This is a genomic window from Rhodococcus sp. NPDC058521 (assembly GCF_042719695.1).
GTDB lineage: Bacteria > Actinomycetota > Actinomycetes > Mycobacteriales > Mycobacteriaceae > Rhodococcus_F.
The window spans coordinates 355,609-381,613 of sequence record NZ_JBHXNL010000003.1; the positions used below are offsets into that span (position 1 = coordinate 355,609).

18 protein-coding genes are annotated in these 26,005 nt (G+C 64.3%); 13 read left to right on the forward strand and 5 right to left on the reverse strand.

The window, feature by feature from the left end:
- The first annotated feature begins 9 nt into the window (after positions 1-9).
- Genes ehuB through ehuA form a run of 4 tightly spaced genes read left to right on the forward strand, consistent with a single transcriptional unit; the run spans position 10 to position 3,138 of the window.
- Entirely contained in the window at positions 10-906 is an 897-nt protein-coding gene (gene ehuB / locus ACFWO3_RS08075) for an ectoine/hydroxyectoine ABC transporter substrate-binding protein EhuB (RefSeq protein ID WP_378575859.1), read from the forward strand.
- Positions 907-951: 45 nt separating this feature from the next.
- Positions 952-1,683 carry an ectoine/hydroxyectoine ABC transporter permease subunit EhuC gene (ehuC, locus tag ACFWO3_RS08080; RefSeq protein WP_378575861.1) on the forward strand — a complete coding sequence of 244 codons (732 nt, stop codon included), beginning with the start codon at positions 952-954 and terminating at the stop codon, positions 1,681-1,683.
- Positions 1,680-2,324 carry an ectoine/hydroxyectoine ABC transporter permease subunit EhuD gene (gene ehuD / locus ACFWO3_RS08085; RefSeq protein ID WP_378575863.1) on the forward strand — a complete coding sequence of 215 codons (645 nt, stop codon included), beginning with the start codon at positions 1,680-1,682 and terminating at the stop codon, positions 2,322-2,324. The genes ehuC and ehuD overlap by 4 nt, the downstream gene beginning before the upstream one ends.
- Before the next feature lie 52 nt (positions 2,325-2,376).
- Entirely contained in the window at positions 2,377-3,138 is a 762-nt protein-coding gene (gene ehuA / locus ACFWO3_RS08090) for an ectoine/hydroxyectoine ABC transporter ATP-binding protein EhuA (RefSeq protein WP_378575925.1), read from the forward strand.
- Here the strand turns inward: ehuA and recD are convergent.
- The 4 genes from recD to ACFWO3_RS08110 are packed head-to-tail and all read right to left on the reverse strand — an operon-like array spanning position 3,116 to position 12,736.
- Positions 3,116-4,966, reverse strand: coding sequence for an exodeoxyribonuclease V subunit alpha (gene recD, locus ACFWO3_RS08095; RefSeq protein ID WP_378575927.1), 1,851 nt, complete (start codon positions 4,964-4,966; stop codon positions 3,116-3,118). The two genes, ehuA and recD, sit on opposite strands and share 23 nt — an antisense overlap.
- 59 nt (positions 4,967-5,025) lie before the next feature.
- A complete protein-coding gene (locus ACFWO3_RS08100; RefSeq protein ID WP_378575865.1) occupies positions 5,026-8,304 on the reverse strand; it encodes a UvrD-helicase domain-containing protein in 3,279 nt (1,092 codons plus the stop codon).
- Positions 8,301-11,513, reverse strand: coding sequence for an exodeoxyribonuclease V subunit gamma (gene recC, locus ACFWO3_RS08105; RefSeq protein WP_378575867.1), 3,213 nt, complete (start codon positions 11,511-11,513; stop codon positions 8,301-8,303). The genes ACFWO3_RS08100 and recC overlap by 4 nt, the downstream gene beginning before the upstream one ends.
- A gap of 11 nt (positions 11,514-11,524) precedes the next feature.
- Positions 11,525-12,736: a cytochrome P450 gene (locus tag ACFWO3_RS08110; protein WP_378575869.1), complete on the reverse strand. Its 1,212-nt coding sequence runs from the start codon at positions 12,734-12,736 to the stop codon at positions 11,525-11,527.
- Positions 12,737-12,885: 149 nt separating this feature from the next.
- Here ACFWO3_RS08110 and ACFWO3_RS08115 point away from each other — a divergent pair, with 149 nt between their 5' ends.
- The 4 genes from ACFWO3_RS08115 to ACFWO3_RS08130 all read left to right on the forward strand — a co-directional run bounded on the left by ACFWO3_RS08115 (position 12,886) and on the right by ACFWO3_RS08130 (position 17,200).
- The gene (locus tag ACFWO3_RS08115; RefSeq protein WP_378575871.1) at positions 12,886-13,263 is read left to right on the forward strand and encodes a nitroreductase family deazaflavin-dependent oxidoreductase; all 378 of its coding nucleotides are present in this window, start codon (positions 12,886-12,888) and stop codon (positions 13,261-13,263) included.
- Between the two features lie 79 nt (positions 13,264-13,342).
- A complete protein-coding gene (locus ACFWO3_RS08120; RefSeq protein ID WP_378575873.1) occupies positions 13,343-14,023 on the forward strand; it encodes an acetoacetate decarboxylase family protein in 681 nt (226 codons plus the stop codon).
- A gap of 90 nt (positions 14,024-14,113) precedes the next feature.
- Complete coding sequence (locus ACFWO3_RS08125; protein ID WP_378575929.1) at positions 14,114-16,174, forward strand: neutral/alkaline ceramidase; 2,061 nt, start codon at positions 14,114-14,116, stop codon at positions 16,172-16,174.
- Between the two features lie 72 nt (positions 16,175-16,246).
- On the forward strand, positions 16,247-17,200 hold the full coding sequence (locus tag ACFWO3_RS08130; protein ID WP_378575875.1) for an SMP-30/gluconolactonase/LRE family protein: 954 nt from the start codon (positions 16,247-16,249) through the stop codon (positions 17,198-17,200).
- A 71-nt stretch (positions 17,201-17,271) separates the two neighbouring features.
- Here the strand turns inward: ACFWO3_RS08130 and ACFWO3_RS08135 are convergent, their stop codons facing one another.
- A complete protein-coding gene (locus tag ACFWO3_RS08135; protein ID WP_378575876.1) occupies positions 17,272-17,940 on the reverse strand; it encodes a GntR family transcriptional regulator in 669 nt (222 codons plus the stop codon).
- Between the two features lie 64 nt (positions 17,941-18,004).
- Between ACFWO3_RS08135 and ACFWO3_RS08140 the strand changes: the two genes are divergently transcribed.
- From ACFWO3_RS08140 to ACFWO3_RS08160, 5 genes are all read left to right on the forward strand, one after another.
- Entirely contained in the window at positions 18,005-18,994 is a 990-nt protein-coding gene (locus ACFWO3_RS08140; RefSeq protein ID WP_378575877.1) for a D-2-hydroxyacid dehydrogenase, read from the forward strand.
- Between the two features lie 15 nt (positions 18,995-19,009).
- Positions 19,010-20,380: an amidase gene (locus ACFWO3_RS08145; RefSeq protein ID WP_378575879.1), complete on the forward strand. Its 1,371-nt coding sequence runs from the start codon at positions 19,010-19,012 to the stop codon at positions 20,378-20,380.
- A 127-nt stretch (positions 20,381-20,507) separates the two neighbouring features.
- A complete protein-coding gene (locus ACFWO3_RS08150) occupies positions 20,508-21,824 on the forward strand; it encodes a hypothetical protein (protein ID WP_378575881.1) in 1,317 nt (438 codons plus the stop codon).
- The gene (locus ACFWO3_RS08155) at positions 21,821-23,143 is read left to right on the forward strand and encodes a caspase family protein (protein WP_378575883.1); all 1,323 of its coding nucleotides are present in this window, start codon (positions 21,821-21,823) and stop codon (positions 23,141-23,143) included. The genes ACFWO3_RS08150 and ACFWO3_RS08155 overlap by 4 nt, the downstream gene beginning before the upstream one ends.
- Entirely contained in the window at positions 23,133-25,976 is a 2,844-nt protein-coding gene (locus ACFWO3_RS08160) for a trypsin-like serine peptidase (protein ID WP_378575885.1), read from the forward strand. Before ACFWO3_RS08155 ends, ACFWO3_RS08160 begins: the two co-directional genes overlap by 11 nt.
- Positions 25,977-26,005 lie beyond the last annotated feature (29 nt).

Consider the following 26,005-nt stretch of genomic DNA (forward strand, 5'->3'; position numbering starts at 1 on the left):
CTCCACCTCATGGCACGCACCTTGCTTCATCGATTCGCCGGGAAGCGATCTGTCGTCGCGCTGTCGGGATTCGCCCTGCTGGCAGGCAGCATCACGGCTTGTACGTCCACCGACACGGGCGACGACAGCAACCATCTCCAGTCCCTGCAGGACAAGGGCACGATCACCGTCGGGTTCGCGGGCGAAGCCCCGTACAGCTTCGAGGAGAACGGTCAACTCACCGGCGCCACCGTCGCACTGCACCGTGAGATCTTCGGCAAGCTGGGCATCGATACAGTCGAGGGCGTGAACGCCGACTTCGGCGCGCTGATCCCGGGTCTGCAGGCAAACCGATTCGACGTCGTGAGTGCCGGCATGTCAATCCTCCCCCAGCGCTGCGAGCAGGCGGCGTTCAGCGACCCCGAGTTCAACTACACGACGGCGCTGATGGTTCCGACCGGCAATCCGCGGAACGTCACCGACATGCAGACCGTGAAGGACAGCGGCATTCGACTCGCCACCATGACCGGCGCCATCGAGTCCGACTATGCCGATTCACTCGGTATCGAGGCGATCCAGGTCGCGAGCGCTCAGGACGGCATGGACGCCGTCACCTCGGGCCGTGCCGACGCGTTCGCTCTCACTGCCATCTCCTTGAACTGGATGAAGAACAACAACCCGGATGCACCGGTCGACGTGACCCCGTCGTTCGTCGCCGACATCGACGGAAAGCCACAGGTCGGCGCCGGTGCGACCGTGTTCCGCACGGACGACGAGGAACTCCTCGACGCGTACAACGAGGAGCTCGCCAAGATCACGTCAGATCCCGAGAAGTACCTGTCCATCGTCGGACCCTTCGGCTTCACCGAAGCGGAGCTTCCCGACCCGAACCTGACGACAGCGGCGCTGTGCGAGGGCACCGCATAATCCCGTCCTTTCACCATCGTTCGACACCGAACAGGCTCAAACACTGTGAACAGTAATGTCGATGCACTGATCGACGCGCTACCCCGTCTGTGGGACGGCATGGTCGTCACGATCATCCTGACTCTGGGCGGGGCGGCCCTTGCGATGATCCTCGCGGTCGTGCTCGGCCTCGCGTCCACCAACCGGCACGCGTACGTGCGCGTGCCGGCCAGGGTGGTCGTCGAGTTCTTCCGCGGTACTTCGCTTCTGGTGCAGCTCTTCTGGCTGTTCTACGTGCTGCCGCTGCTCGGCTACCAGCTCGACCCCACGTTCTGCGGAATCCTCGCTCTCGGCCTCAACTACGGGGCTTACGGTGCGGAGGTCGTGCGCGGCGCGATCGCCGCCGTCCCACGCCCGCAATCGGAAGCGGCCGTCGCGCTGAACTTCACTCCGTGGCAACGGATGCACCGCGTGGTGTTCCCGCAAGCGTGGGCGCAGATGATTCCGCCGCTCACGAACCTGTTGATCCAGCTCATGAAGGGCAGCGCCCTGGCCAGTTTCATTCTGCTGCAGGACCTCACCTACCAGATCGAGCAGCTGCGGCGCGGTACCGGTGACACGATCTTCTCGTTCGGGGTCGGGCTGATTCTGTACTTCGTTTTCGCCTACATTCTCACGCTGATCATGAACCTGCTCGAGGTGCGGGCAAAGAGTCGACTCGGCGTCGGACCTTCGATGAAGGATGTGCTGCGGGTGCGACCGGAGAAGGTCGACGAGAGCGTGGGGGTCGGCCGATGAACGTTCAGTGGAGTTGGGAACGTGCGGCCGATTCCATCCCGATCCTCCTGGACGGGTTCAAGATCACGCTGCTCGCCACCGTGCTCGGTTTCGTCCTCGCCGCAGTCATCGGCCTGGCGATAGCGGTTGTTCGGCAATCCGCCCCGAAGTTCGTCACGATGCCGCTACGCGCCGTCACCGAGTTCATCCGTCTGACACCTCTCGTGGTGCAGTTGCTGTTCGTCTACTATCTGCTTCCCCAGTTCAGTCCGCTGCAGATCGGCATCGCGGTACTCGGCATTCATTACTCGACGTACATGGCAGAGGTCTATAGAGCGGGTATCGACGCCGTTCCGCCCGGCCAGTGGGAAGCTGCGCGAGCGCTGTCTCTCCCGCAGACGAGGACGTGGCGAGCGATCATCCTGCCGCAGGCCATCCGAAGCACGCTCCCTGCTCTGGGCAACTACGCGATCTCCATGTTCAAGGACACGCCTTTCCTGTTCGCGATCACCGTCGTCGAAATGGTGACCGCCGCACAGCAGTACGGTGCGCGCACATTCCAGTACCTGGAGCCGATCACCATTGCCGGCGTGATCTTCCTCCTCGCCAGCTACCCCACGTCCATCCTCATTCGGAAACTGGAGAAGTCTCTTGTCTACTGACGCGGCCGACGCGAGCAACAGGGCACCCCACCACACCGACTCCGGGGACGCGATGATCCTCTTCGAGAAGGTCGTCAAGCAGTTCGGGGACCACGTCGTGCTCGATCACCTGGATTTCAAGGTTCGGCAGGGTGAGCGCGTGGCACTCATCGGACCGAGTGGTTCCGGCAAGACGACCATCCTGCGCCTGCTCATGACACTCGAGAAGGCGAACGACGGCGTGATCTGGGTCGAAGGCGAGCCGCTCTCCCACGAACCGAAGAACGGCAAGCTCGTCGCACCGTCCGAGAAGTATCTGCGCGGAGTGCGCAAGAAGATCGGCATGGTGTTCCAGCAGTTCAACCTGTTCCCGAACATGACCGTGATCGAGAACATCACGGAGGCACCGATTCACGTTCTCGGACGCAGCAAGCAGGAAGCGCAGGCGAGGGCGCGCGAACTCCTCGAGACAGTCGGATTGGCGGACAAGGAAGACGCCCATCCGACGACGCTGTCGGGCGGCCAGCAGCAACGCGTCGCCATTGCGCGTGCGTTGGCGATGGACCCGGACATCCTGCTGCTGGACGAGGTCACCTCTGCCCTCGACCCGGAACTCGTCGCCGACGTGCTCGACGTTCTGCGCAACGTTGCGAAGACCACCGACATCACGATGCTGATCGTCACGCACGAAATGGGCTTCGCCCGTGATGTAGCCGACCGAGTCCTCGTGTTCGACCAGGGGAAGATCGTCGAAGAAGGTCCTCCCACGGACATCTTCACCAATCCGACCCAGGAACGCACCCGCACCTTCCTCAAGGCCGTGCTGTCGAACTGAGCCCGTCGTAGGGGCGAATGTCGCGGCGCAGTCCGCTCGCGCGGAGTACTCGTCTTTCGATCCCGGCCCGGATTGCCTCTTCGGTTCCGATGAGGCGAACGTGTGTTCGCGCACGGGTAATGGCCGTGTACAGCAGTTCTCGGGTCAGGAGAGCCGACTTTTCGTCGGGAAGCACCACGGACACGGTGTCGTACTGACTGCCCTGACTACGGTGAATCGTCATCGCGTATACCGTCTGGACAGCCGACAGCAGGCTCGGATGCCGAAGGAAGATTCCGTCCCCTCGTTCGAAAGCGGCAGTCGGCTCGCCGTTCTCACCGCGAACGACGACCCCGGCGTCGCCGTTGTAGATCCGCGCCTCGTAATCGTTCGCGGTCACGAGGAGGGGTTGCCCGGGGTACCACTGATGTGGGTCGAGCCGCCGTCCGGTCGCTTCGCCGACCCAGCCGACTGCCCGCGCTGCCCACCGCTCCACTCCGAACGGTCCGTCACGATGCGCACACAGCAGGCGGTGTGACTCGAGTGCGGTGAGAGCGCCCGAAGCGTCACCCTTCTCGGCAGCCTCGTGGACACGCAAGGATGCCCGGACCACGTCGTTTCGAAGATCTTCGAGATCCTCCGGTCGATGGAACGACACTCCCGAAGTGCCGCGCGCCAGAATCTCGAGCGCACTGTCCGCGTCGCCGTCTCGCACCGCTTCTGCCAACTCACCGATGTCACCGCCGAATCTCCGCCCACGCGTGAGCCTCACGACGCCGGCGTCGAGACGGTCCCTCTCCATCTGGGTCAGAGCCTCGTCCGTTCCCGTGGCGCTCATGTCCGCGGGGACGAGCAATTCGAGAGCAGGGTTCGGAATGCTCGTGGTGGGTCTCGCCACCAGGTCCGCGAGCACCGCTCCCGCGTCGACCGACGTCAACTGATCGGGGTCGCCCACCAGCAACAGTCGGGTGTCGGAACGGACGGCTTCGAGGAGCCGGCACATCATCGTGAGCGAAACCATCGACGTCTCGTCCACGACGATCGCCTCGTACGGGAGCCGATTGTCGGCGTTGTATCGGTACCGGGTCGTGCCCCGTTGCCAGCCGAGCAGGCGATGCACCGTCATCGCCTGCACGTTCTCGGGCAGTGTCAGTGACTCGGCCTGCGCGAGCACCGATTCCTGCAGTCGCGCTGCGGCCTTGCCCGTAGGGGCGGCCAACCCGATGCGTGGTGGGGCGTCGCTCGTTTCCGTGAGCAGTGCGAGAATACGTGCGACCGTATGGGTCTTTCCGGTGCCCGGCCCGCCCGCGACCACCGTCGTCCACGAAGTCGCGGCCAGGGCAGAGGCAACGCGCTGACGGTCGACGGGAGCTTCGTTCTCGTACGGGAAGAGTCGCTCCAGACTCTCTCGAATCACCCTCTCCACCACCATCGGACGCGTACGGGCCCGTTCGTCGAGGATGCGTCTGATGGTCTGTTCCTGACGGAAGTATCGAGCCAGGTACAGCAGCGGCCCCTCGTCGGTATCGACGAGGCGAAGCGGGCGCAGTGGGCCCGTGTCCGCACCGATCACCAAGGGACTCCGTCGCAGTGCGTCGACCAAATCGTTCTCGTCTGGCCAGGGAAGGTCGTCGAGGTCGGCCACGCCGCCTTCACCATCGGAACCGGCGTGAGCAGCATCCTGCAATCGCGTCAGGTCGAGGCATACCGAGCCGGCGCGTACCGCTCGAACCGCCATCGCCGTTGCCAATAGAACCGGTTCCGAGGTCTCACGACCGAGCTTCTGCAGGCGCAGTGCCACGTGGACATCGGCTGCGGCGAGCACCCCGGCCTCGTTGAACACCCGCATGGCTCCGGTCGCCCGCTGAGCAAGTCTCGCGGGAATCGGCTCGTACGTATCGAATTCGGTCACGATCCTCGCACCCCCATTCGCCCGGCGAGCAGATCCGACAACTCCACCACCAGGCCGGGCGGCGGGTCCCAGGAGAAGACGCCTGCCCCAGGTGGGGATTCGGGCCCTGCCATTCCCCGCACGAACAGATAGCGAACCCCACCCAGGTGCTCGTCAGGGATGTAGTCCGGTAGCCGCCAACGCAAGTAGCGATGCAGTGCAACGGCATAGAGCAGAGCTTGCAGTGGGTAATGGGCGCGCAGCATCTCGGCAACCATACGGTCGTTCGTATAGTGCTCCGTGGTGAGATCCCCTGCGCCGAGCCTGTTCGTCTTGTAGTCGACGATCACGAATCTCGGGCCGGGTATTCGCAGCACGGCATCGATGCTGCCCGTGAGGAACCCGCGAATCGGGCGTTCTTCGAGCATCGTCATCTGCTCCGGGTAGCCGGCCATGACGTCGTCTTCCGGCAGATGCCGTCTCAACAAGTCGGCAATGTCACGGGTCGTCACCGAAACGTCGACGAGCTCCTCCCCGCCGGCGAGCGGCAGTTCGAAGTCCAACTCCGCGAGCCGATCCGAAGGATCGATGTCGGCGAGCCTGCCGAATCCCAGCGGGGTCTGCATGACGGGAACCAGAGCCGTCGCGAGCGCCTTCGGGTCCACGTCCGCATACCTCGCTTCGACAGCTTCCCGGCATCTCACCAAGAGTTCGCCGGCGAGATCCGGAGCCGAGGTGTCCACCGTCTCGAGTACCTCGTGGACGAGAGTTCCGAAGGCGGCGCCTGCGGGGAGCCCGTTCATCGGCGACGGCAGACTCTCGGGCACCTCCGTGTCGGGTTCGGGGGTGCCTTCGACCGGGCCTTCCGGCTCGTCGTCCTTCTCCGGTTGCTCCACCTCGCTGCGCACACCCGGGCCTTCGTGTGCCGAGGCGGTGAGAGCGGAATACGACGTGCGCCGCCACTCCATGTCCAGTTCCCGGTCGAATCGGGCTGCTGCCACCTCTGGGCTCGGGTTGTCCGCTTGCTTCCACGTCCGCTCGGACGAGGGTTCCCCCACGACCGGTTCCACCGAGATCACCGAAACCGCATCTCCTGGCCAGGATTCGAGGCGGTTCGACATCACGTCGTCCTCGAGTACCTTCACGGACGGCTCCGGGGCGGCAGCTCCGGGAACTCTCCCCAGAAGCAGACGATGCAGAGCTGATCCCGAGGTCGCTGTACTGGGTGCCCACCACGTCAGCACCCGACTCTTCGCTCTCGTCAGCGCCACGTACAGCAGCCGGAGCTCCTCGCCGGCCTCTTCACGATCCGAGAGTTGTTTCCTCTGTGCATAACCTGGTCCGGTGCGTCCGCCGACATCGAGAATGCGCTCACCGTCGGGGCCGTGCAGTAGCAGGGTGCTGGGATACGGATGTTTGGCACCGTCCCACGCGAAAGGCACGAACACGACCGGAAACTCGAGTCCTTTGCTGGCGTGAACGGTCGCGATCTGCACGGCAGCCGCGTCACTGTCCAGTCGTCTGCTGCGATCCGTCGCGGCTGCGGCGACGGGATCGCTGATGCGGTCTGCCAGCCATCGTGTCAGCGCGGTCAGCCCGAGTCGATCCTCGACGACAGCGCGGTTCAGCAGCTGTCCTATGTGACGCAGATCGGTGATGGTCCGTTCCCCGGACGGCCTTCCGAGGAGTCGTTCGTCCAGAGAGCTTGCCGCGGAGATTCTTTCGAAGACTGCCGCGAATCCCGCCCTCGCGAACAGCGAAGCGAGCTCGCGAAGCTCGGTACCGACTTCGGCGACGACGGTCTCACCCTCCGCATCGAGCGACTCGGCAGTTCGCCCCAGGATCGGAGTCAGTGCGGCCAGCCGCAGACGATCGGCCCGGTGAGGCGCCTCGAGCGCCTGCAGAACCCGGAGCCAGTCGGTCGCAGCACTGGTGTCGAAGACACTCGTTCCGCCGGTCAGAACCGAGGGCACACCAGCCGCCTGCAGTGCGTCCTGGACCAGGGTGATCTGCGCCCGTTTGCGGACCAGCACGGCGATGTCTCCCGGTCCGACCAGACCTTCCGAGTTCTCGAGGAGGTCGACTACCTGGGCGGCGACGTCGCGTGCCACCCGAGCTCTGAGAACGTCGATCGCGGGAAACCCCGACTTCCCGAGCGGCCCTGCACCCGTGCGTGGCAGGTATCGCAAGCGAAACGGTTCACCACCCGGCAGGCGAGACTCGGCGTTCGTTGCTTCCACCGGGTGCACGAGAATATCGTCGTTCCCGAGTGCCGCACCCCCGTAGAGGTGCTCCAGCGCAGCAACCAGCCCGGCGTCGGTCCGCCAGTTGGTGCTCAGCTCTTGATGGCTCTCGGCGTGCCGGACGGCATCGAGATAGCTGAGCACTTCGGCGCCACGGAACGCGTAGATCGCCTGTTTCGGGTCGCCCACGAGCACGAGTGTTCTGTGCCCGTGGAATGCCCGGCGGATGATGTTCCACTGCAGCGGATCGGTGTCCTGGAACTCGTCGATCAGCACGACCCGGTACCGATCCCGCACCCGGCGACAGGCCGCTTCACCGTGTTCCGGATGGGTGAGCACACCGTGCAACAGCCCGAGCAGGTCGTCGAAATCGCGAAGCCCCGAACGCCTCTTACGTAGGTCGACCTCCTCGCGAACTGCAGCGGCGAATCGCACCCGCATTCCGGCCTCGGTCGTGTCGTCCGGATCGGGAGACAGCGCAGCCTGACGATCGCGAACCGCTTCACGTCCCAACTGCAACGCCTCCGACGGCGTCATCGGGGCACCGCCGTCATTCTTGCCGTACATCGCCAGATAAAGGTCGTCGACAGCCTGGATCACCGTGTCGTCCACGGATTCCACGAGCTGGCTGTTCGGCTCCCGCTCGCCGGCGATCCCCAAACTGTCGAGCATCCGCTGGCAGAAACTGTGCGTAGTCGCGATGGTTCCGGCATCGAAATCCGCCAGAGCACGCAGCAGACGACGACGCCTCGTCTGAACTTCGTCGACAGAGCCGTCCGCGAGGTGTGCGATCAGTGCGTCACCGCTGGCCCGAGCAGAACCTCGATCTGCAAGAGCCGCCGACACCACAGAGAAGCGTTCACGTGTGCGTTCCCGGAGCTCCTGCGTCGCCGCCCTCGAGAACGTGACCAGCAGCAGTTGAGAGACGTCTGCCGTGCCCTCGGCAATGAACCGGGTGGCCAAACCGACTATCGCGTAGGTCTTCCCGGTGCCGGCGCTCGCTTCGAGCACCGTTGTCCCGGTGGGCAGGTCTCCGGTCGAATCGAAGTTCACGGGCGCCCCTGGGTCTCGACGGCGAGCAATGGACTCCACAGCTCGTATGCCAGTGTCGAGAACGTCGTTGAATCAGGAGCGAACTCGGACAACGAGACGCCTTCGCCGAATACGTAGCCGATACTCAGGTCGGTCGCCTCGCCGTACATCCCCGACCACTCCCGCTCCGCTGCCGCGCGGGCTTCCTCCTCCGTGTCGCCCCGAAACCGACGCTCGGCATAGGCGGCGGTGGTCCGCGGGGCGATCGGCAATGGGAAACGCAATCCTTCATCGCGCATTTCGACGAGCGCTCGCAGGTGTGCGATCGGGCCTCCCGGTGAGTGGAGGCTCGAACGCCAGGTGAACCGATTGCGACTGCCACGTCCGGTTGTCAGCGCTCGGACCGGTCTACCGACAGCGGCCGCCACAGCCAGCATCTGCACCCACGCCGTGAGTCGATGTTTCGCAGCGAGTTTGGAGAACGACGTCCGCACGATGCAATCGTCGTGCACGCCGGTCACCGTGCCCACGAGACGCCGCCCGTCACCGAGGTCGAGGGCAACGTCGACGGTTTCCGCCTCGGCCTCCAGCAGCGGCAGAGTCGCATCGGAGAGCGCGTCCACCGCCGCCTCGATCTCCTGGAGGACCTGTGCCCCGAGAGCGAACGGTGGCAGGGTGCCCCTGCGCCATTCGGTCGCACGGAAATCCGCGGGCGAGACTCCGCGCAGCCGCGAGTGCAACATGCGCTCCCCGACCGACCATTTGGCGAGGCCGTCGAGTTCGAGATCGAGGGCGTCCGCGACGTCCTCCTCGATCTCGGCCACTCGAATCCCGAGCCGCTGCCGCAAGAAGGCCCGGGTCGGATCGACGACGAACGACACCAGGTCGGAGAGGTCCACATCGGTGTCGACACGGGGTGGCAGCGGCTCGTACGGGAGGGACGGTGAGTTTGCAGGCGCACCCGCCGGTTCACAAAGCGAGGCTCTCGCTCCGGCCAGCGCGGCCATGTCGAAGCTGGCCGGGCGAGTGGGGTCGAAGTTTCGGGTGTCGAACGGCTGCAACGGATGTCGACAAATCACTCCCTCCCCCACCATGTCGAGCACTCCGCTGAGCGGGATTGCGGGTGGCCGCTCAGCGCCCGTCACCGGATCGGAACCCGTGAAGAACAGCAGGAGATGGTCACCGGCGGACATCAGTGCATCGAGCAGCAGTTGCCGATCCTCGCTCCGAGGGTCGCGTTCGCCGATACACGGATCGCGACCCGTGACATCGTCGCCGTCCAGGCTGCCCTTGCGAGGAAAGACCTCGTCGTCCAGTCCGAGCAGGGCGACCACCCGATGCGGAACCGAGCGCATCGGAACCATCGTGCACACGGTGAGCTCGCCGGTTCGAAAGTTCGCACGGGTGGGTCGTGGGGCCGTCCTACTCGTGAACATCGCACGCACGTCGGGAAGCGAGAGGCGTGTTTCGCCACCGTGTTCCATGGCATCGGACAACTCGCGCAAGGCTTGACCGAGTTGCCACGAATCGGACTGCGGAACATCGACCAGGAACTGCAGGGATCTGCGCAGCACCGTCACCCACTCGCTCGCAGGACGAGGCCCCTCGAGGTCACGAAGCGTGACAGCCAGACGATCCACGAACTCGGCGAAACAGCCGGCGAGTTCGATGTCCGTGCTCTCGACGTCGTCGAGTGGAAGTGCGAGGTCCAGCCACTCGGACTCCGATTCGTCCGCGGTCACACCCAGAAGTAGTCGGTCGATGGCCGTGACGAAGGTGTTCTGCGGAAACCCTTCGAGGCCGAACGTCGCGCGTTGCCGCAGCCCGATCCCCCAGCGGGCGCCCGACTCGTGCACCCATTCGCGCAATCGTTCCAACTCGTCGTCGCCGAACCCGAACCGTCGGCGGACAGGCGGTGCGGCAGCCAGGTCGAGAACCGAACTGGCAGTGACGCGCTCGTCTGCAAGTTGGAGCAGCGAGTCCAGCACGGCGAGGACCGGATTGGTTTGCCGAAGTCCGCGGTCGGCGAGGCGGACCCGCAGTCGGTGGCCAGGATGTCCGAGTACACCTTGGCCGAATGCCGCCCTGATCAGCGGCGCGTACGCCTCCACGTCCGGACACAGAATCAAGACGTCGCGTGGCTCGAGACCCGGGTTGTCCTGGAACAGCCGCAGCAGGTCCTCGCGCAGTACTTCGACCTGACGGGAGGGGCCGTGGCAGGCGTGAACCTCGAGAGTTCCGTCGGGATCGGGCAGCGATTCGGGGTAGCGATCTTCGACGACGGCCTGCTGGACCGCACCGAGCAGCGTCCCCGGCGAAGGGCTGCCCGGGTGGTGAACGTCTTCCATCGTGATCCCACTCAGCCGCGCCTGCAGCTCTCGTACGTCGCGAGAAAGACTTGCCGACAACGGGTTCTGTACCAGGAGCGCAGAGTCGTCCTCGCGCCGCCGAACCACCGGGATCGAAGCCGACAGCCGCTCCCACATTCGCGGGCTCGGATGGGTGAGCCACACATGTATATCCCGATGTGCCGAAAGAGCCTGCACTACCTCGAGTTGGGCGGTGGTCAATCGCGTCGTTCCGAAGAGGGAGAGCCGTTCCGGCAGTGGAACAGCGTCGGGATCCTCACGAAGACGGTCGCACGTCGGCCTTAGTCGCTCGGCGAGACTCGGCGAACCGATCCGCTCCCGCACTCCTCGCCACAACGCCGCCTGCCACGTCAGATCGCCGTCGAGGGGACCACCCGCACCGTCTGTGTCGGCACCGTTCGCCCAGTCCACGAGCATGGATGGACGTTGCGCTGCATACCCGCGGAAGAGTTCTGCGAGGTGCAACGCCGTTTCGTAGCGGCGGCCGATCCTGTGCCCTTCGAGGTGTTTCCCGAGCACCGGGTACCAGGGCTCTCCGGTGCTGGTGTCGATCACCTCGAGGACCTTCCACAGCATCCGGTTCGACGACCAGGGGTCGGTCCGGGCGTCCATCTCCGAAACGGCGGACACGGCGTCGTCCACCAATCGATTGGGACCGGGAAATGCGATGTTGGCGGCGATGCCATCCGCGTGCTCGGCGCCCAGCACGGTGGCCAGTCGTTGCGTCAACCACCGTTCCACTCCCCTGGCCGGCACGGCCACGACCTCGCCGGCAAACGGATCCGCCTGTGGTGCGGCCAGTAGCTCTGCCAGTGCGTCGGCGAGAGTGCTCGAGCGTTCCGCACGATGCAGTCTCAGCACCTTCGCACCCTTCAGTCGGCGGGAGCGGTGGGCGTGAACGTCACCGCCATCTCTTCCAGCCCCGACACGAAGTTCGCCGGCCGGCGACGCAGCGAACGCGAATCTGCCATGACATCGGCAGGCAAGGTCATGTCGGGCAGTCTCGACAGTAGCTGTTCGAACATCAGTCTTCCCTCCAACCGCGCCAGTTGATTTCCCAAACAGAAATGTGCACCCAGCCCGAAAGCCAGATGCTGGTTGGGTGCCCTCTCGATGTCGAACGAGTTCGGATCGTCGAAGTGCGCCTCGTCGAAGTTGGCCGATTCGAAGAGCAGCATCATCTTCTCTCCTTCGCGAAGCGAGGTTCCGTGAAACTCGACGTCGCGAGTGAGGGTGCGGCACATGTTCTTGATCGGCGACACCCAGCGCAACATCTCCTCCAGTGCCTGAGGGATGGAATCCGGATCGTCGACGAGGCGCGCCTGCTGACCCGGGTGACGCATCAGCTGTTCCATGCCACCGCTCAGGACATGCCGGGTGGTCTCGTCTCCCCCGATGAGAATCAGAAGGGTTTCGCTCACGATGTCCTGGTCGCCGAGTCGGTCGCCGTCGATCTCGGCGTGGACGAGAATGCTCGTCAGATCGTCCGTGGGGTCGTCCCGCCGCTTGGCGATCGTGTCGAGGGTGAACTCACTGAAGGCCAGGTACGCCTCGGCCTGGGCTCTGAGTTCCTCCTCCGAGGCGTTGCTTCCGAGGGCACTCAGAAGATCGTCGGACCATTTCAGGAACGTGCCACGATCCTGGGGGCGCACCCCGAGCATGTCCCCGATCACCGCCATCGGAAGTGGCGCTGCCAGGTCGCGCACGAAGTCCGCCGAACCGTTCTCGCACACCGAATCGATGAGCTGATCACAGATGCGGCGGATACTCGGAATCTTCGCCTCGACCTGTTTACGGGTGAATCCGGCGTTCACGAGTCGGCGACGCTGGAGGTGTTGCGGGTCGTCCATGTCGATCATGTGCGGTAGCGGTCCGACACCAGGGCGGATACCGCCACCGTTCGAGAAGAGGACGGGGTCGCGCTCGGCATCGACTACCGCGTCGTAGGTCGCTGCTCCGACGATCCCCTCCGCCCGATACACCGGCTCGTTCTCCCGCATCCACGCATACGCCGACCGCGGATCCTCCAATTCGCCCGAGTAGAAACGCCCGTCCAGAAGGTCGAACTCCGGCCTCGCGTCCATGTGGAACTCCTCCGCCGATCGTGCACCCGATGGTAGAACGCGTTCCTGCAGGTGTCGGCTGTTTGTCGTATTTTTCTCGCGTGAGCGCCGGGACATCCACGGACGTGAGTCGCCCAACTTTTCGAACAACGGTGGTAGTTTCGTACGCCATGCAGCTGCCTCACGTGGTCGCGATCGTGAACAAGCATTTCGCCAACCGTGTGCAAAGGCTTTGGGCGTGGCTGGTACCGCCATGGGCGATCGTGCATCACACCGGTCGGTCTTCGGGCCGCTCGTTCAAGACACCGGTCGCGGGCTTCAAGACCCCGGAAGGCTTCGCGATTCCCATGCTCTATGGACCGCAAAGCCAGTGGGTCAAGAACCTCCTGGCCGCAGGTGGTGGCGAGATTCAGCGTTGCGGCAGGCGCTATCGACTCGAGAGCCCGCGCGTCGTTGCGACCTCGGAGATCACCGCCACCGGGATCGCCGGCGTTTACACCCGCGCCGGCACGTCGACACTCGTCGCCACTATCGGCGACCGTGCGTAGTTCACGCTCGCCTCTGCTTCACGATCTCGGATGAGATGCCGGACGGAGTTGCGCAGCCTGCACCGACAGAGAGGTCGACATGACCGCACACGAGGTTCTCGGCCGGACGGTGAACACACCGGTCCAGGTCCGGAAGGCATCGGCTTTCGTGGCCGCGTTCACCGTTCCGTCCGATCGTGCGCAGTCGACGATCGACTACTCCGGATTACGGGTTCTGGAGTATCGCGAAGGCCGCGGAATCTGCATGCTGGTGTTCGTCGACTACGTCGACGGCGACCTCGGTCGGTACGAGGAGTTCGGTGTCGTATTCATGGTGCGCGATCGCGGGCGCTCCTCGCGAGGAGCCTTCATCCACCGACTTCCGGTAGACGGCGACTTCACGTTGGCTGCGGGACGCGGCATCTGGGGGTTCCCGAAGACCCTCGCCACGTTCGACACCGATCACGATTCCTCGACAAAGCGCGCCTCGCTTTCCGTCGACGGCGCCGCGGTCCTCGACCTCGAGGTGAAACCTGGTATCGCAGTACCGGGCCGACGAACCGAGGCGGTGGCCTACTCGCACCTGGGAGGCGTCACCCGACATACGCCGTGGGACATGACGCCGACGGGAGTGCGGGCGCGGCCCGGCGGCGCCACCCTGAGACTGGGCTCCCATCCCCTCGCCGAAGAGCTACGTTCGCTGAGACTTTCGCGCCGCGCCCTCTTCACCACCTCGGTCCGCAATATCGCCATGTCCTTCGGCGACGCGAACGATCTGTGATCCGGACTACATCGATTTCCGGTTCACCGTTAGACTGCTGGACACTTGACCAAGAGTGACCTGCGCCCGAGGCGCACCGGAGGGACCTTCATGGCGCGGATCAATCGTCGAAGCATGCTGGCCGGAGTCGCCGCGGCGCCAGCGCTCGCCGCCGTCGCGGGCCGGGCCGCACAGGCCGACCCGGCCCGAGCCGTGAGCCCGAAGCGAAACGATCCGGCCGGGTCCAGCCTGCACGTCGGCGTTGGTATCTCCGACGTGACCGGCCCCGTCGCCGAAGTCGGCATGATGGGCTATTCGAGCTTCGAGCAGCGCACGGAGGGCCTGCATCAGCGCATGCGCGCGCGGGCGTACGTCTTCGCCGAGGGCGGCTCCCGCGTGGTCTACGTGGTCGTCGACAACTGCATGATCTTCCAGTCCGTGCACGACGGCGTAATTGCCCGCCTCGCCCAGCAATACGGCGATCTCTACACCGAACGCAACGTCATGCTGACGGCCGTCCACTCCCACGCGGCGTGCGGCGGCGCCTCGCACAACTACGCCTACAACCTCGCAGTCATGGGCTTCGAGAAACTGGTATACGACGCCGAGGTCGACGGAATCGTCGAGGCGATCAGCGCCGCTCACGACGACCTCGCTCCCGGCTCGGTCGACTACGGCCGTGGCGAACTGTCCAACGCCAGCGTCAACCGGTCTCGTGTCGCCTTCGACCGCAACCCGGACGAGGACAAGAGCTACTACCCGCTCGGTATCGACACGTCCATGCGCGTGATGCGAATCAAGCAGGGCGGCGAGGATGTCGGCGCGATCAACTGGTTCCCCACCCACTGCGCATCTCTCACCAACGAAAATCATCTGGTGTCCGGTGACAACAAGGGTGCCGCAGCGTACTTCTGGGAGCGCGCCGACAAGGGCGTCGACTACCTGGCCGACGGGAAACCGAAGTTCGTCGCCGCATTCCCTCAGACGAATTCGGGTGACATGTCACCCAACCTCGACCTCGAGCCCGGTCACGGGCCGACAGACGACGAATTCGAGAACGCCCGAATCATCGGGCAGCGCCAGGTCAATGCCGCCCAAAAGGCTTGGTCCGCCGCATCCGAGAAGGTGACCGGCTCCGTGGACGCGCGGGTGATGTACCTCGACATGGCAGCTCAGACCGTGGACGGCAAGTACACCCCGGACGGCAAGCCCGCCCGAACCTCACCCGCGTGCATCGGCGCCGCGATGAGCGCGGGCAGCACCGAGGACGGTCCGGCAATTCCGATCTTCCCGGAGGGCACGACCAATCCTCTCGTCGATGCTCTCGGTGGCATGGACGCTCCGATACCGCAGTGGCTGCGTGACGCTCAGGCACCCAAGCTCGTTCTGATCGCGGTAGGGCTGGTGCCTCCGGTCGGCACCTGGGTTCCCAACATTCTGAAGATTCAGATCCTCGAGATCGGTCAGTTCTACGTGGTCGGCGGCCCTGCCGAATTCACCATCGTGTCGGGTCTTCGAATCCGCCGAACCGTCGCCGCCGAACTCGATGTCCCCCTCGAGAACGTCATCTTCCAGGGATACGCAAACTCCTACTCCAGCTACTGCACCACCCCGCAGGAGTACGACGCCCAGCAGTACGAGGGCGGGTCGACGATGTTCGGTCGCTACACCCTCCCTGCCTACCAACAGGGATTCGCGGCACTGGCTGCGACATTGAAGTCGGGCAGTGCCGCCGATCGTGGCCCCGCACCCGTCGACAACTCGGGACTGCAGCCGGCATTCAACCCCGGCGTCGACCTCGACGTGCCAGGTGCCGACCGCAAGTTCGGCGACGTGTTGACTCAGCCGGTGGCCGTAACCGCAGGCGCACAGGCTGTGGCCGAGTTCGTGACGGGGCACCCGAAGAACGATCTTCGTCGGCGGAGCACCTACCTGGAGGTCCAGCGACGCCAAGGTAAGAACTGGGTCCGGCATGCCGATGACAGCGACTGGTCGACCAAGTTCCATTGGAAGAGAACCGAACCGAACCAGTCGACCGCCCGAATCACGTGGGACGTCCCCGAAGGAACTCCTGCCGGAAGGTATCGAATTCAGCATTTCGGTGCCGGAAAGGACGCTGGCGGCACGATCACGACGTTCACCGGCACGTCCGCAGAGTTCACCGTTTCCTGACAGATCGTTCGCGCCGCTGCCGATCTCGCACAGATGCGTGTATTTTCGTACCGTTCTTTCGAGAGGGGTGTCATGCGTGTCAAGACGAAGTTCACCTGTGCTGTCGCAGTGGTTGCTGCCACCGCGACCCTGAGTGTCGGCGCACCGTCGGAAGCCGGCGCTTCGGCACCGTCGTGCTCCGAAGGCTGGCAATCGGAAACGATGGCATCCGGCCTGGGCTGGCTCGAGAACCTCGAGCCGGACGGGAGGGGCGGCTTCTACGTCAGCGGCGGGGACAACGGCGAGTTGTACCACGTCGATTCTGCAAACAATGTGGAGACCGTGCTCTCCGGGTTGGACAAACCCGCCGGGCTGAGACTGGCGGGGACCGATCTGTATTTCGTTACGGGCGACGATCCCATGCGTACCGTTGCCGACGGCACTCTCAAACGTCTGGACACCAATTCCGGTTCGGTGACAACACTCGCCGACGGACTGTACGGACCGAACGGCCTGCTGTTGCTACCGGACGGCGACCTGCTGATCTCACGCATCGACATTTTCGGTCCACCGACGGGAATCGCGCGATACACCCCGTCCACCAACACACTCGATCGCTCCTGGTCTACGATTCCGCGGTCGAACGGAATGGCACTCACTCCCGACGGCACGGCGTTCTACACAGGTGACGTCACCTCGCAGATCCTGCGGGTGCCCCTCGATTCACCCAGCACGCCGAGCACTGTGATGGGGTTCCCGGATCTGATCGGCCTGCCCGACGACATGGAAGCGGTCGCCGACGGCACGCTCTATGTCGCAGATCATCTCGCCGGTGCCGTGTACCGAATCAATCCTGAGACGCGCGAGGCCTGCACAGTCCTCACCGGAATGATCAAGCCTCCCGCGCCGATTCGGATGCCACCCGACGGCCCCACATCGGTGCGCGTCGCACCCGACGGGGACGGCTGGGCTTTGTACGTCACAGGCTTCGACGGCACTCTCCGGAAGCTTCGTCCGCCGCCGGGCGTCGACCTTGCTCCGGCCTGACAACCGGTCTCACTGCACACAAATCGGGATCGGCGACGGAATCCCGTCACTCGAAGCGACTTTGTGCGCACTCAGGCGGGTAGTGACTTCCCGCGCAGACGCACAACCGCATCGTCGAGGTGCTCCGCGAGAAGTTTCCCTACATCTGCGTCGGCACCGTCTTTGATGGCGTCACGCAGTGCCACGTGCTCGCGCGCCTGGTCGCGAATATCGTCGTAGGTGGTCTGCAGTACGCCCATGCACATCCGCGTCTCGATCAGGAGCGTGCGTGCGGCGCGGACGAGGCGCGGACTGGCGGAGCTTTCCACCAGGATCTGATGGAACAGCTGGTCGGCGTCGGACACTGCGGCGGAGTCTCCACGCTCAGCGGCGGTGCGCATTGCTTCGACGGCGGGTCCGAGCGCCTCGTAGGCCTCGTCCCTACGTCCTTCGAGGATCATCGCGAGCGCTCCCCCCTCGATGACTCGCCTACTGCGGTACACATCAACCACGTCGTCAAGGGTCAGCTCTGTGACGAAGATGCCGCGGTTGCGAATGCTGTGCAGCAGGCCCTCGGACACGAGACGCTGCATCGCTTCCCGTAGTGGACCTCGCGAGACCTGGAAGTGAGCCGCCAGGTCAGCTTCGCCCAGCTGCTCGCCCGGCTTCAACGACCCGCGCATGATGGCGTCACGTAGCCGATCGGCGATCAGTTCGGCCGTCGACTGCCGACTGACCGGCTCCAGATCGGTCAGTGCCATGTTCATGCCTTCCTTCGACGTGCAGATTGTTGACAATCATACGACCCGCTCATACGGTGTCAACGTGACGCCGACTCCGATCCTCGCGGTGCTGCATGCCGACAGCTCCTCCGGCACTGACCCCCGGCCGAGCCAGGAGCTCATGACCCCGGTCGCGGAGCGCGCGGACATTCGCTACACCACGCGGGACGGACTGGCAGAGGCATTGGACGGGGCGCAGGCTCTGTTCCTGTACGACTTCCTCAGCGATGCCGTACCCGAGGCGTGGCACGCTGCGAACACCCTCGACTGGCTCCATATCGCCGCCGCGGGCGTCGACCCGGTCATGTTCCCCGAGCTGCGCGCGAGCAATGTCACCGTCACCAATTCCCGTGGCGTGTTCGACGGTGCCATCGCCGAATACGTACTCGGGCAGATCCTCTCGTTCGCAAAGGACTTCCCCGGCTCGCTACGGCTCCAGCAGGCCGAGACGTGGAAGCACCGTGAGTCCGAGCGCATCGCCGGCCGCGTGGCCCTGATCGTGGGCACCGGTCCCATCGGGCGTTCGATTGCGCGCCTCCTGCGGGCAGCGGGCATGGAGGTGCGCGGATCGGGACGGCGAGCGCGATCGGATGACGCCGACTTCGGAACCGTCACCACCACTGAAGAGCTTCCTGCTCAGTTGGCCGAGGCCGATTACGTGGTCGCGGTCGCTCCACTTACCGAGCAGACGCGCCACCTCTTCCACCGCGACACGTTCGCCGCGATGAAGCCGGGTGCACGCTTCATCAACGTCGGCAGAGGCGAACTGGTGAACACCGACGACCTTGTCGCTGCGCTTGCAGACGGGGTTATCGCCGGCGCCGCCCTCGACGTGCTCGAAACCGAACCCCTCCCGCCTGGGCACCCCCTGTGGGCGATACCCAATGTGTCCGTCACGCCACATAATTCGGGGGATTTCGTCGGTTGGCGTGATGCTCTGGTCAGGGTGTTCACCGACAATTTCGCGCGGTGGATCGACGGTGCTCCGCTCGAGAACGTTGTCGACAAGACACTCGGATACGTACCCAGTTGAGTGAGGAGTGTGGTCGTGAATCCCACCGAAATGACCGCTGCCGAACTGGTGGCCGCGTACTCGTCGGGCGAATTGTCTCCGGTTGACGCCACACGTTCGGTGCTCGACTCGATCGGCACTGGAGATCGGGACATCAACGCCTTCTGCCTGGTGGACGAGGAACGCGCCCTCGAACAAGCGCACAGCTCCCAGGAGCGTTGGCGGATGGGCTCCCCGCAGGGTCTTCTCGACGGCGTCCCCATCTCGATCAAGGACATCTTCCTGACCGACGGGTGGCCGACCCTTCGCGGTTCTGCCGCCGTCGATCCGAACCAGCCGTGGGAGGTCGACAGCCCCGTTGCTGCACTGTTGCGTGCGGACGGCATGGTCTTCGTCGGCAAGACAACCACGCCCGAGATCGCCTGGAAGGCAGTGACGGACAGCCCCCTGTGCGGAATCACGCGCAACCCCGTGGACACGACGAAGACGCCGGGTGGCTCGTCGGGCGGGAGCGCTGCGGCGGTGGCCGCCGGATTCGGGCCGTTGTCGGTCGGTACCGACGGCGGTGGCAGTGTGCGAATCCCTGCGTCGTTCTGCGGCATCGTGGGTTTCAAGCCGACGCACGGACGGATCCCGATGTATCCGGCCAGCCCGTTCGGCCCCATGGCTCACGCCGGTCCGCTGACAAGAACAGTCGAGGATGCCGCGGTGCTGATGGATGTTCTCTCGGTGCCGGATCCCCGCGACCCCACCGCGCTTGAACCACCCCACAACACATTTCGCGGCGAGATCGGGAAGAGCATGACGGGGCTACGCGTCGCCTACTCCCCCACCCTCGGCTACGTCGACGTGGATCCGGAGGTGCGCCGCATCGTGGACAGTGCCGTACGCGCGCTGGAATCCGGAGGCCTGCATGTCACGGAGACAGATCCCGGATTCACGGACCCGTTGGACGCCTTCGAACTGCTGTGGGCGGCGGGTGCTGCGACGATGCTGGACCACTACCCGGAGGGCACCCGCAACAAGGTCGATCCCGAACTCGGCAAGGTCTGGGATCGTGGTGAAACCCACTCGGCGGTCGACTTCCTCGACGCTCGCGCGGTGGCGGCCCAGATCGGGATCGACATGGGCACCTTCCATCTCGAGCACAAGGTACTGATCACCCCGACCATGCCGATACCCGCCTTCGACGCCGGGTACGACCTTCCGCCGGGCAGCGACTTCACCAGTTGGCCGCAATGGACGCCGTTCACCTACCCGTTCAATATGACCCAGCAACCCGCCATCAGCATCCCGGTGGGAACGACCGAAGCAGGGTTGCCCGTCGGTCTTCAGATCGTCGGCCCGCGCTACGCCGACGACCTGGTCCTCGCGGTCGCCCGGTTCGCGGAGAGTGTGCTGACTTGAACGACGAAGTAGCGCACTTCGAATCCGATCACCGGAATCGAGTAGTCGACTACGCATGACAGCGCATCCGAACAGGAGTTCGCTGGATACAGCGGATGTTCGGTGCGAATCGTCCGGAGGAACCGTCATGCCCGTCGTCTTCATCCATGGTGTCGCCACGCGGTCGGGAGAGGAGTACGAGCGTGGTGTTGCCGTTCGTGAAGAATTGATCCGGCGGTTGCTCATCGATCGAATGGCCGAGTCCGATCCGCGCTGGTCGGGAATGCACGTGACGAGCCCCTATTGGGGCGATCTCGGGGTGCGTCACTATTGGGCGCAGGCCACTGTGCCGCCGGTCAGCCTGCTCGAGGACATGGGAGCGGGCGGCGATGGCGCCACCGCCGCTGATCTCGAGATCGCCGAGATGCTGGCGGAAATGGGAATGGACGCGCCCACCCTCGAAGGCCTGGGCGGCGAGACGCCGCTGCGCAACGCGTGGATCAAGAATCCGCACCGGACCGTGGAGGCGCTTCTCGCTCCGGTCATCCACTCCGAAGGGTCGGTCATGCGCGCCGATGATCTCCCGGCCGATCGGCAGATAACCCCGGGAAGCGCAGTAGGACACGTTGATGGCCATGTCCTCCTGGCTGGTTCACTGGCCGCCGCGGATGCCGATTTGACCGCCGCGGTTCGCGACTGCGTGTCCGACGACGCAGCCCTCACGCTGATCGGGGACGCAATCGCCCGGCGCGCCCAACCTCCCGGGCCAGGGGATGCGGAGGCCAGCACACTGGAAACCCTCGGACCGGCCTGGCTCGACGAGCTCGAGAATCGGGTCGGAGAAGTAATCCACCGAGCAAAGAACGCACCGGCCAGAGCAGCATCCATCGCGGCCCTCGACCGGTACCGGGACGGCCTGCACAGGCATCTCACGTTGTTCATGGGCGACGTCTTCGAATATCTGTTGCACCGCGGTGAGCCGGATTCACCCGGCCCGATTATCGACCGGATTGCTCGGGCGATCGCCGACGTACCCCGGTCGCGCCCCGACGAACCGCTCGTCGTCCTCACCCATTCGATGGGCGGCAATATCTTCTACGACCTCGTCACCAGCTACGACCCGTCGCTGAAGGTGGACCTGTGGGTGTCGGCTGGCGGACAGGTCGGTCAGTTCGAGGAGATGAAGCTCTTCAAGGGCAGCACGATCACGAATTCGCCCGCGCCGCCAATGCCACCGAAGGTCGCCGCGCTCGATGGGCGCGTGCGGACCTGGCTCAACGTCTATGATCCGGCCGACATCCTCAGCTTCCTGATCGAACCGGTCTTGACCGATCAAGATCCCACTGTGCGGATCAAGGATCTGCGATTCAAGTCGGGTGTCTCCGCCCTCGATGCACACGGCGCCTACTACACCCGGCCGACGTTCTACGAACTTCTGGCGCGAGAGGTCCGAGCGCAGCCATGAACCTACTGGAGCCATCCGACCGGCCGGCCGCAGATCCATCGCTTGTCTTCGAGGACCGCGCCCTGGCAGGCAAACCCGCGCTCCATGCACTCATTGCCGGAGTCAGCGAGTATTCACACCTGCCAGGGCCCGGTGAAGCCGCTACCTCCGCCGGTCTGGGAATGCGACGGCTCTCCTGCACCAGCCTCACCGCCTATCTCATCCTCGATTGGCTGATGAAAACGGCGGACGAACAGCGGCTGCATTTCCCTCTCGGGTCGGTACGGCTGCTGCTGTCGCCGACCACCAAGGAGATCGGCGTAACGGCTTTGCACTCGGCCCAGGGCACGATCGGCCTGCCGCCGATCGCGCAGCTGAAGGTGCCCACATGCGATCAGAACAATCTGAGTGCTGCGACCGAGGCGTGGCGAAGAAGCGCCACAGCGAATCGCGACGGCGCCACCTTCTTCTATTTCTCCGGGCACGGCATTCAGCGCACGCGCAGCGACCAACTCCTGCTCCTCGATACTTTCGGCGCCGGTGGCACATTGAGCAGGCACTCCGTCGACGTGAGTTCATTGCGAAATGGAATGGCTCCGTATGCGAACAGCAAAGGCCTGGGTGATCCTTCGGGAGTCAGGCCCGAAATCGCCCGAACCCAGTTCTATTTCATCGACGCCTGCCGCAGTGCCCCGTCCCGGCTGCTGTCTTACGAGGAGCTTCGCTCGGGCGCCGTATGGGATGTGGAAGCCGCGGACATGCGCGATGACCGCCGCGCGCCGGTGTTCTATGCCGCGATCCCGGCCGGGGCGGCACGCGCACTCACCGACAAGCAGTCATTGTTCAGCATGGCTTTGTTGCGATGTCTCGCTGGTGAAGCTGCAAACGCACCCGACCAATCCACCGACGGCAGGAGCGCCACCGACTGGCACGTTTCGTCGTTCTCTCTCAATCTCGGACTCCCGCGCCGCTTGGATGAGGTGAACGCCGACTATGGCGGCGACCAAATCGGGCTCGCCGACGGCTTCACCGAGGATGCGGTGCTGTGCTACCTGAAGGAACGCCCGCTGGTGTCGTTCCAGCTGGGCATCGAACCAGACAACGCTGCGGCCAGCACGTGCGTGCATCTCGAGGGTCAGTCCGACCCGAAGTATGTTCGCGATTTCCGCACGCCGGCGGACCCATATCCATTCAGGGTGAGTCTCGAGGCGGGCTTCTACGAGTTCTCGGCCGCCCTCGATCAGCCGCGACCACCTCTGCACGACTGCAAAGCCCAGCTTCAGCTCGTCGAACCACTCCGGCCCCGAGTGTGGAAAGCGAGGATGTCCGATGGACGATAGCTCGCCCTGTCAACCACCACAGGACTCCCCCAACACCGGCGCCATTCGGATCGAAACGGCTTTCCGCACTGCGGAGTTGAACAACTTTGCGGTACCTGTGGAGATACGCGGTAGCGACTTGTCCGTCGTTGCACATACGCGCAGCGGACAAACGGTGGAAGGACTCGAACACGGACGCTCCTATGTGGTAACTGCGCAACTACCGGGCGGGCCCACCATCACACAGGAGGTATCGATTCCACTCCGGTCGACCTCACCCATCGCGGTCGTGCTCGAACCGGGAGCGCCGCAAGCCTCGACGTCGCACAACAACGAGGTGCAACAGTTCTTCGGTAACCCGGCAGCGACGATTCTTCCGCGCACTGAGCCGGTTCCGCGCCAAGAATGGAGGTCCGACGCGGCTCCGATGATGGAAGCGCTCGGAGTGGGCGCCGAGGTCGATGCCACTGGTATCGATGAGGAGGGCGCCGCTCTCGACTCCCTCCTCGGTGACTACCTCGGTCACCAACCGAAGACGAGTCCGACAGCAACGGCGCCACCCCTCGAGCGCCGAGTCCTCGCCGCGCCGTCCCATACCTCGGTGTTCGAATCCGCGAACCGTCCCGAGATCAGCGAGTTCGCCGAGTCGCGGGATGAAGTCCAGATTCGGCTCTTCCACGGAAACCCACTATCTCTTGCAGCTGTGGCACAGGATGTCGGTGGGATCGCGGTCCGTACGGTCAGCAGATCGGTCCGGGAACTATCGATTCCCGGCTCATCCGAAGGCTTGTGGTACCTGCAAGTGCTGCATTCTCAGAACCCTGCGGTCGTCGTCGCACTGCCGATCTCGCCGAGTATCGGATGCACCGTCACCCTGTCCCGTGTGCCCGCCGGATCTGCGGTGGGGCAGGAGATGGACGCAGTCTCGCTCGATGTGCACTTCGCCAATGTGGAGGCCAACGCAATGGCCCGGTACCGCGCTTCGGGCTTCGCCTCCGAAGCCTCCATGGGGATGGAGCCAGACGCAAACGGCGTCGGAACAGATCACTTGATCGGTGGCACCTTTCAAGACCCGATCGCCGCCGCAGTCGGTTCTTACGCCCTGCTGCGTTTCAATCGTCTCGATCAGCTCGATGCATCGAGCGAGAAGCTATGCAACGCGATCCCTTGGTTGCCTGACGGTGCGGTCATCCGGGGCGAATATCTAGCACGAGTGGGCCGGCACGCCGAGGCACTCGAGGTGTTCCTCGAGGTAGCCGACCGCGGACTGCCGCTGTTCAATGAAGGACTCGGTTTCACCATGGAACGGCTGGATCTCTACGTGCGTGCCCATGAGCCCGAGTTGACGTTGGATCAGATCGAACGGGTGCGCTCACTGCTTCCACTCCTTCAGCGCTACAGCGTCGTCACGGACTTCACCAAACAGTTGATCCGCTTCCACGGTCTCACCCCCAATACGCCTGGTTTCGAGCTCATGTCGACGCTCGTCTCGGACCCGACGGACGTGACAAGGCTTGACATGACATTCGATGGAATTGCTGCCTCGTCCGTAGAAACCCAAGCGCCCGCGGACCCACATCCACCAGCTCCCGCGGCGCCCACCCTCGACCTCCAGCGTCGCGTAATCGCCGCCACCGAAGCACGATTCACGGAACGGGCAGCCCAGCGTGCGATCATCGAGGCAAAGCTCGCCGACGCACATTCGGTCCGCGGAAGCATTCTCGGAGTCGATGATCCGCAACGGCTCGCATTGCGCACTCAGCGTGTACTCGACCAGCCGATCGTCCGTGAAGCGCTGGGATCGGACACCGCCGCGGAGACCCTCGAAACCCTTGGCGTTGTGGAAGGCAGCGAGCACCTGTTGGAACGAATACTTGCCGGCAACAACCTACTCGGCGTCGCCTTCCTCGAACTAGGTACCACGGTCGCTCGTACAGTCGGTCTGATCCACATCCGTGATCAATTCCGGGATCTAGGGCGGGGAACCGGATTCATGGTGTCACCGCGGCTGATCCTCACCAACAACCACGTACTGCCCGACTCGGCATCGGCTCGATTCTCGCAAGTCGAGTTCAACTTTCAGAATGGACTCGATGGCCGGCCGATGCCGTCGCATGTGTTCGACCTCGAGCCCGACGTCCTTTTCATCACCGACGCCGAACTCGATTTCACCGTGGTTGCGGTATCGCCGCTCACTCATGGTGTCCCACACGTCTCGCTTGCCTGCTTCGGATTCAACCGCACCAGCCGCGATCAAGGGAAGCTGATTCTCGGCGAATCGATCAACGTCATCCAGCATCCAGACGGTCGACCGAAGCAAATCGCCCTGCAGCAGAACGAGCTCATCGACAGGTTGGACAACTTCCTCCACTACCGTTCGGATACGTCACCCGGATCGTCCGGTTCACCTCTCTACAACAACCAGTGGGAAGTGGTCGGGCTGCACCATTCGGGGGTTCCAGCACGGGGAGGCGATGGCCGCATTCTCGCCGTCGACGGGACGCCGTGGAGTGAAGATCGGGGCGAGTCGACGATTCAGTGGGTCGCGAACGAAGGAGCCCGAATCAGCAGCATCCTCGAGCGAGTCGGCAAGGTACAAGGCCTGACCCCCGAGCAGCAGAGTCTGATCGGAGATTTCCTGAACCCGCCGCCCGTCACGGCGCTGGCACTTCCGGACGATCCTCCACAACGGACATCGGAACCGGCACCAACGCCGGCGGACGGCACGGCAGGCGCTGAAAGCACAGCAACCGACGACTCAGCGGCTACGCGGACTCCCCCTGTCACCGGGAGCATCTCCCTCACCATTCCGGTGCACCTCACAGTAAGACTCGGCGAGGTCAGACGTCAGTGAACAGTCAAGTGTCCTCACACGTCACCGGT

Excerpts from the sequence above, each read along its gene's own strand:
- ACFWO3_RS08155 (WP_378575883.1), top strand. The coding sequence starts at position 21,821 with ATGAACCTACTGGAGCCATCCGACCGGCCGGCCGCAGATCCATCGCTT.
- ehuB (WP_378575859.1), top strand. The coding sequence starts at position 10 with ATGGCACGCACCTTGCTTCATCGATTCGCCGGGAAGCGATCTGTCGTC.
- ehuD (WP_378575863.1), top strand. The coding sequence starts at position 1,680 with ATGAACGTTCAGTGGAGTTGGGAACGTGCGGCCGATTCCATCCCGATC.
- ACFWO3_RS08110 (WP_378575869.1), bottom strand. The coding sequence starts at position 12,736 with ATGGACGCGAGGCCGGAGTTCGACCTTCTGGACGGGCGTTTCTACTCG.
- recD (WP_378575927.1), bottom strand. The coding sequence starts at position 4,966 with ATGCGGGTGTTCAACGAGGCCGGGGTGCTCGCCGCAGCCGATGTCCAC.
- ACFWO3_RS08130 (WP_378575875.1), top strand. The coding sequence starts at position 16,247 with ATGCGTGTCAAGACGAAGTTCACCTGTGCTGTCGCAGTGGTTGCTGCC.
- ACFWO3_RS08115 (WP_378575871.1), top strand. The coding sequence starts at position 12,886 with ATGCAGCTGCCTCACGTGGTCGCGATCGTGAACAAGCATTTCGCCAAC.
- ACFWO3_RS08125 (WP_378575929.1), top strand. The coding sequence starts at position 14,114 with ATGGCGCGGATCAATCGTCGAAGCATGCTGGCCGGAGTCGCCGCGGCG.
- ACFWO3_RS08150 (WP_378575881.1), top strand. The coding sequence starts at position 20,508 with ATGCCCGTCGTCTTCATCCATGGTGTCGCCACGCGGTCGGGAGAGGAG.
- ACFWO3_RS08135 (WP_378575876.1), bottom strand. The coding sequence starts at position 17,940 with ATGGCACTGACCGATCTGGAGCCGGTCAGTCGGCAGTCGACGGCCGAA.
- ehuA (WP_378575925.1), top strand. The coding sequence starts at position 2,377 with ATGATCCTCTTCGAGAAGGTCGTCAAGCAGTTCGGGGACCACGTCGTG.
- ACFWO3_RS08120 (WP_378575873.1), top strand. The coding sequence starts at position 13,343 with ATGACCGCACACGAGGTTCTCGGCCGGACGGTGAACACACCGGTCCAG.
- ACFWO3_RS08160 (WP_378575885.1), top strand. The coding sequence starts at position 23,133 with ATGGACGATAGCTCGCCCTGTCAACCACCACAGGACTCCCCCAACACC.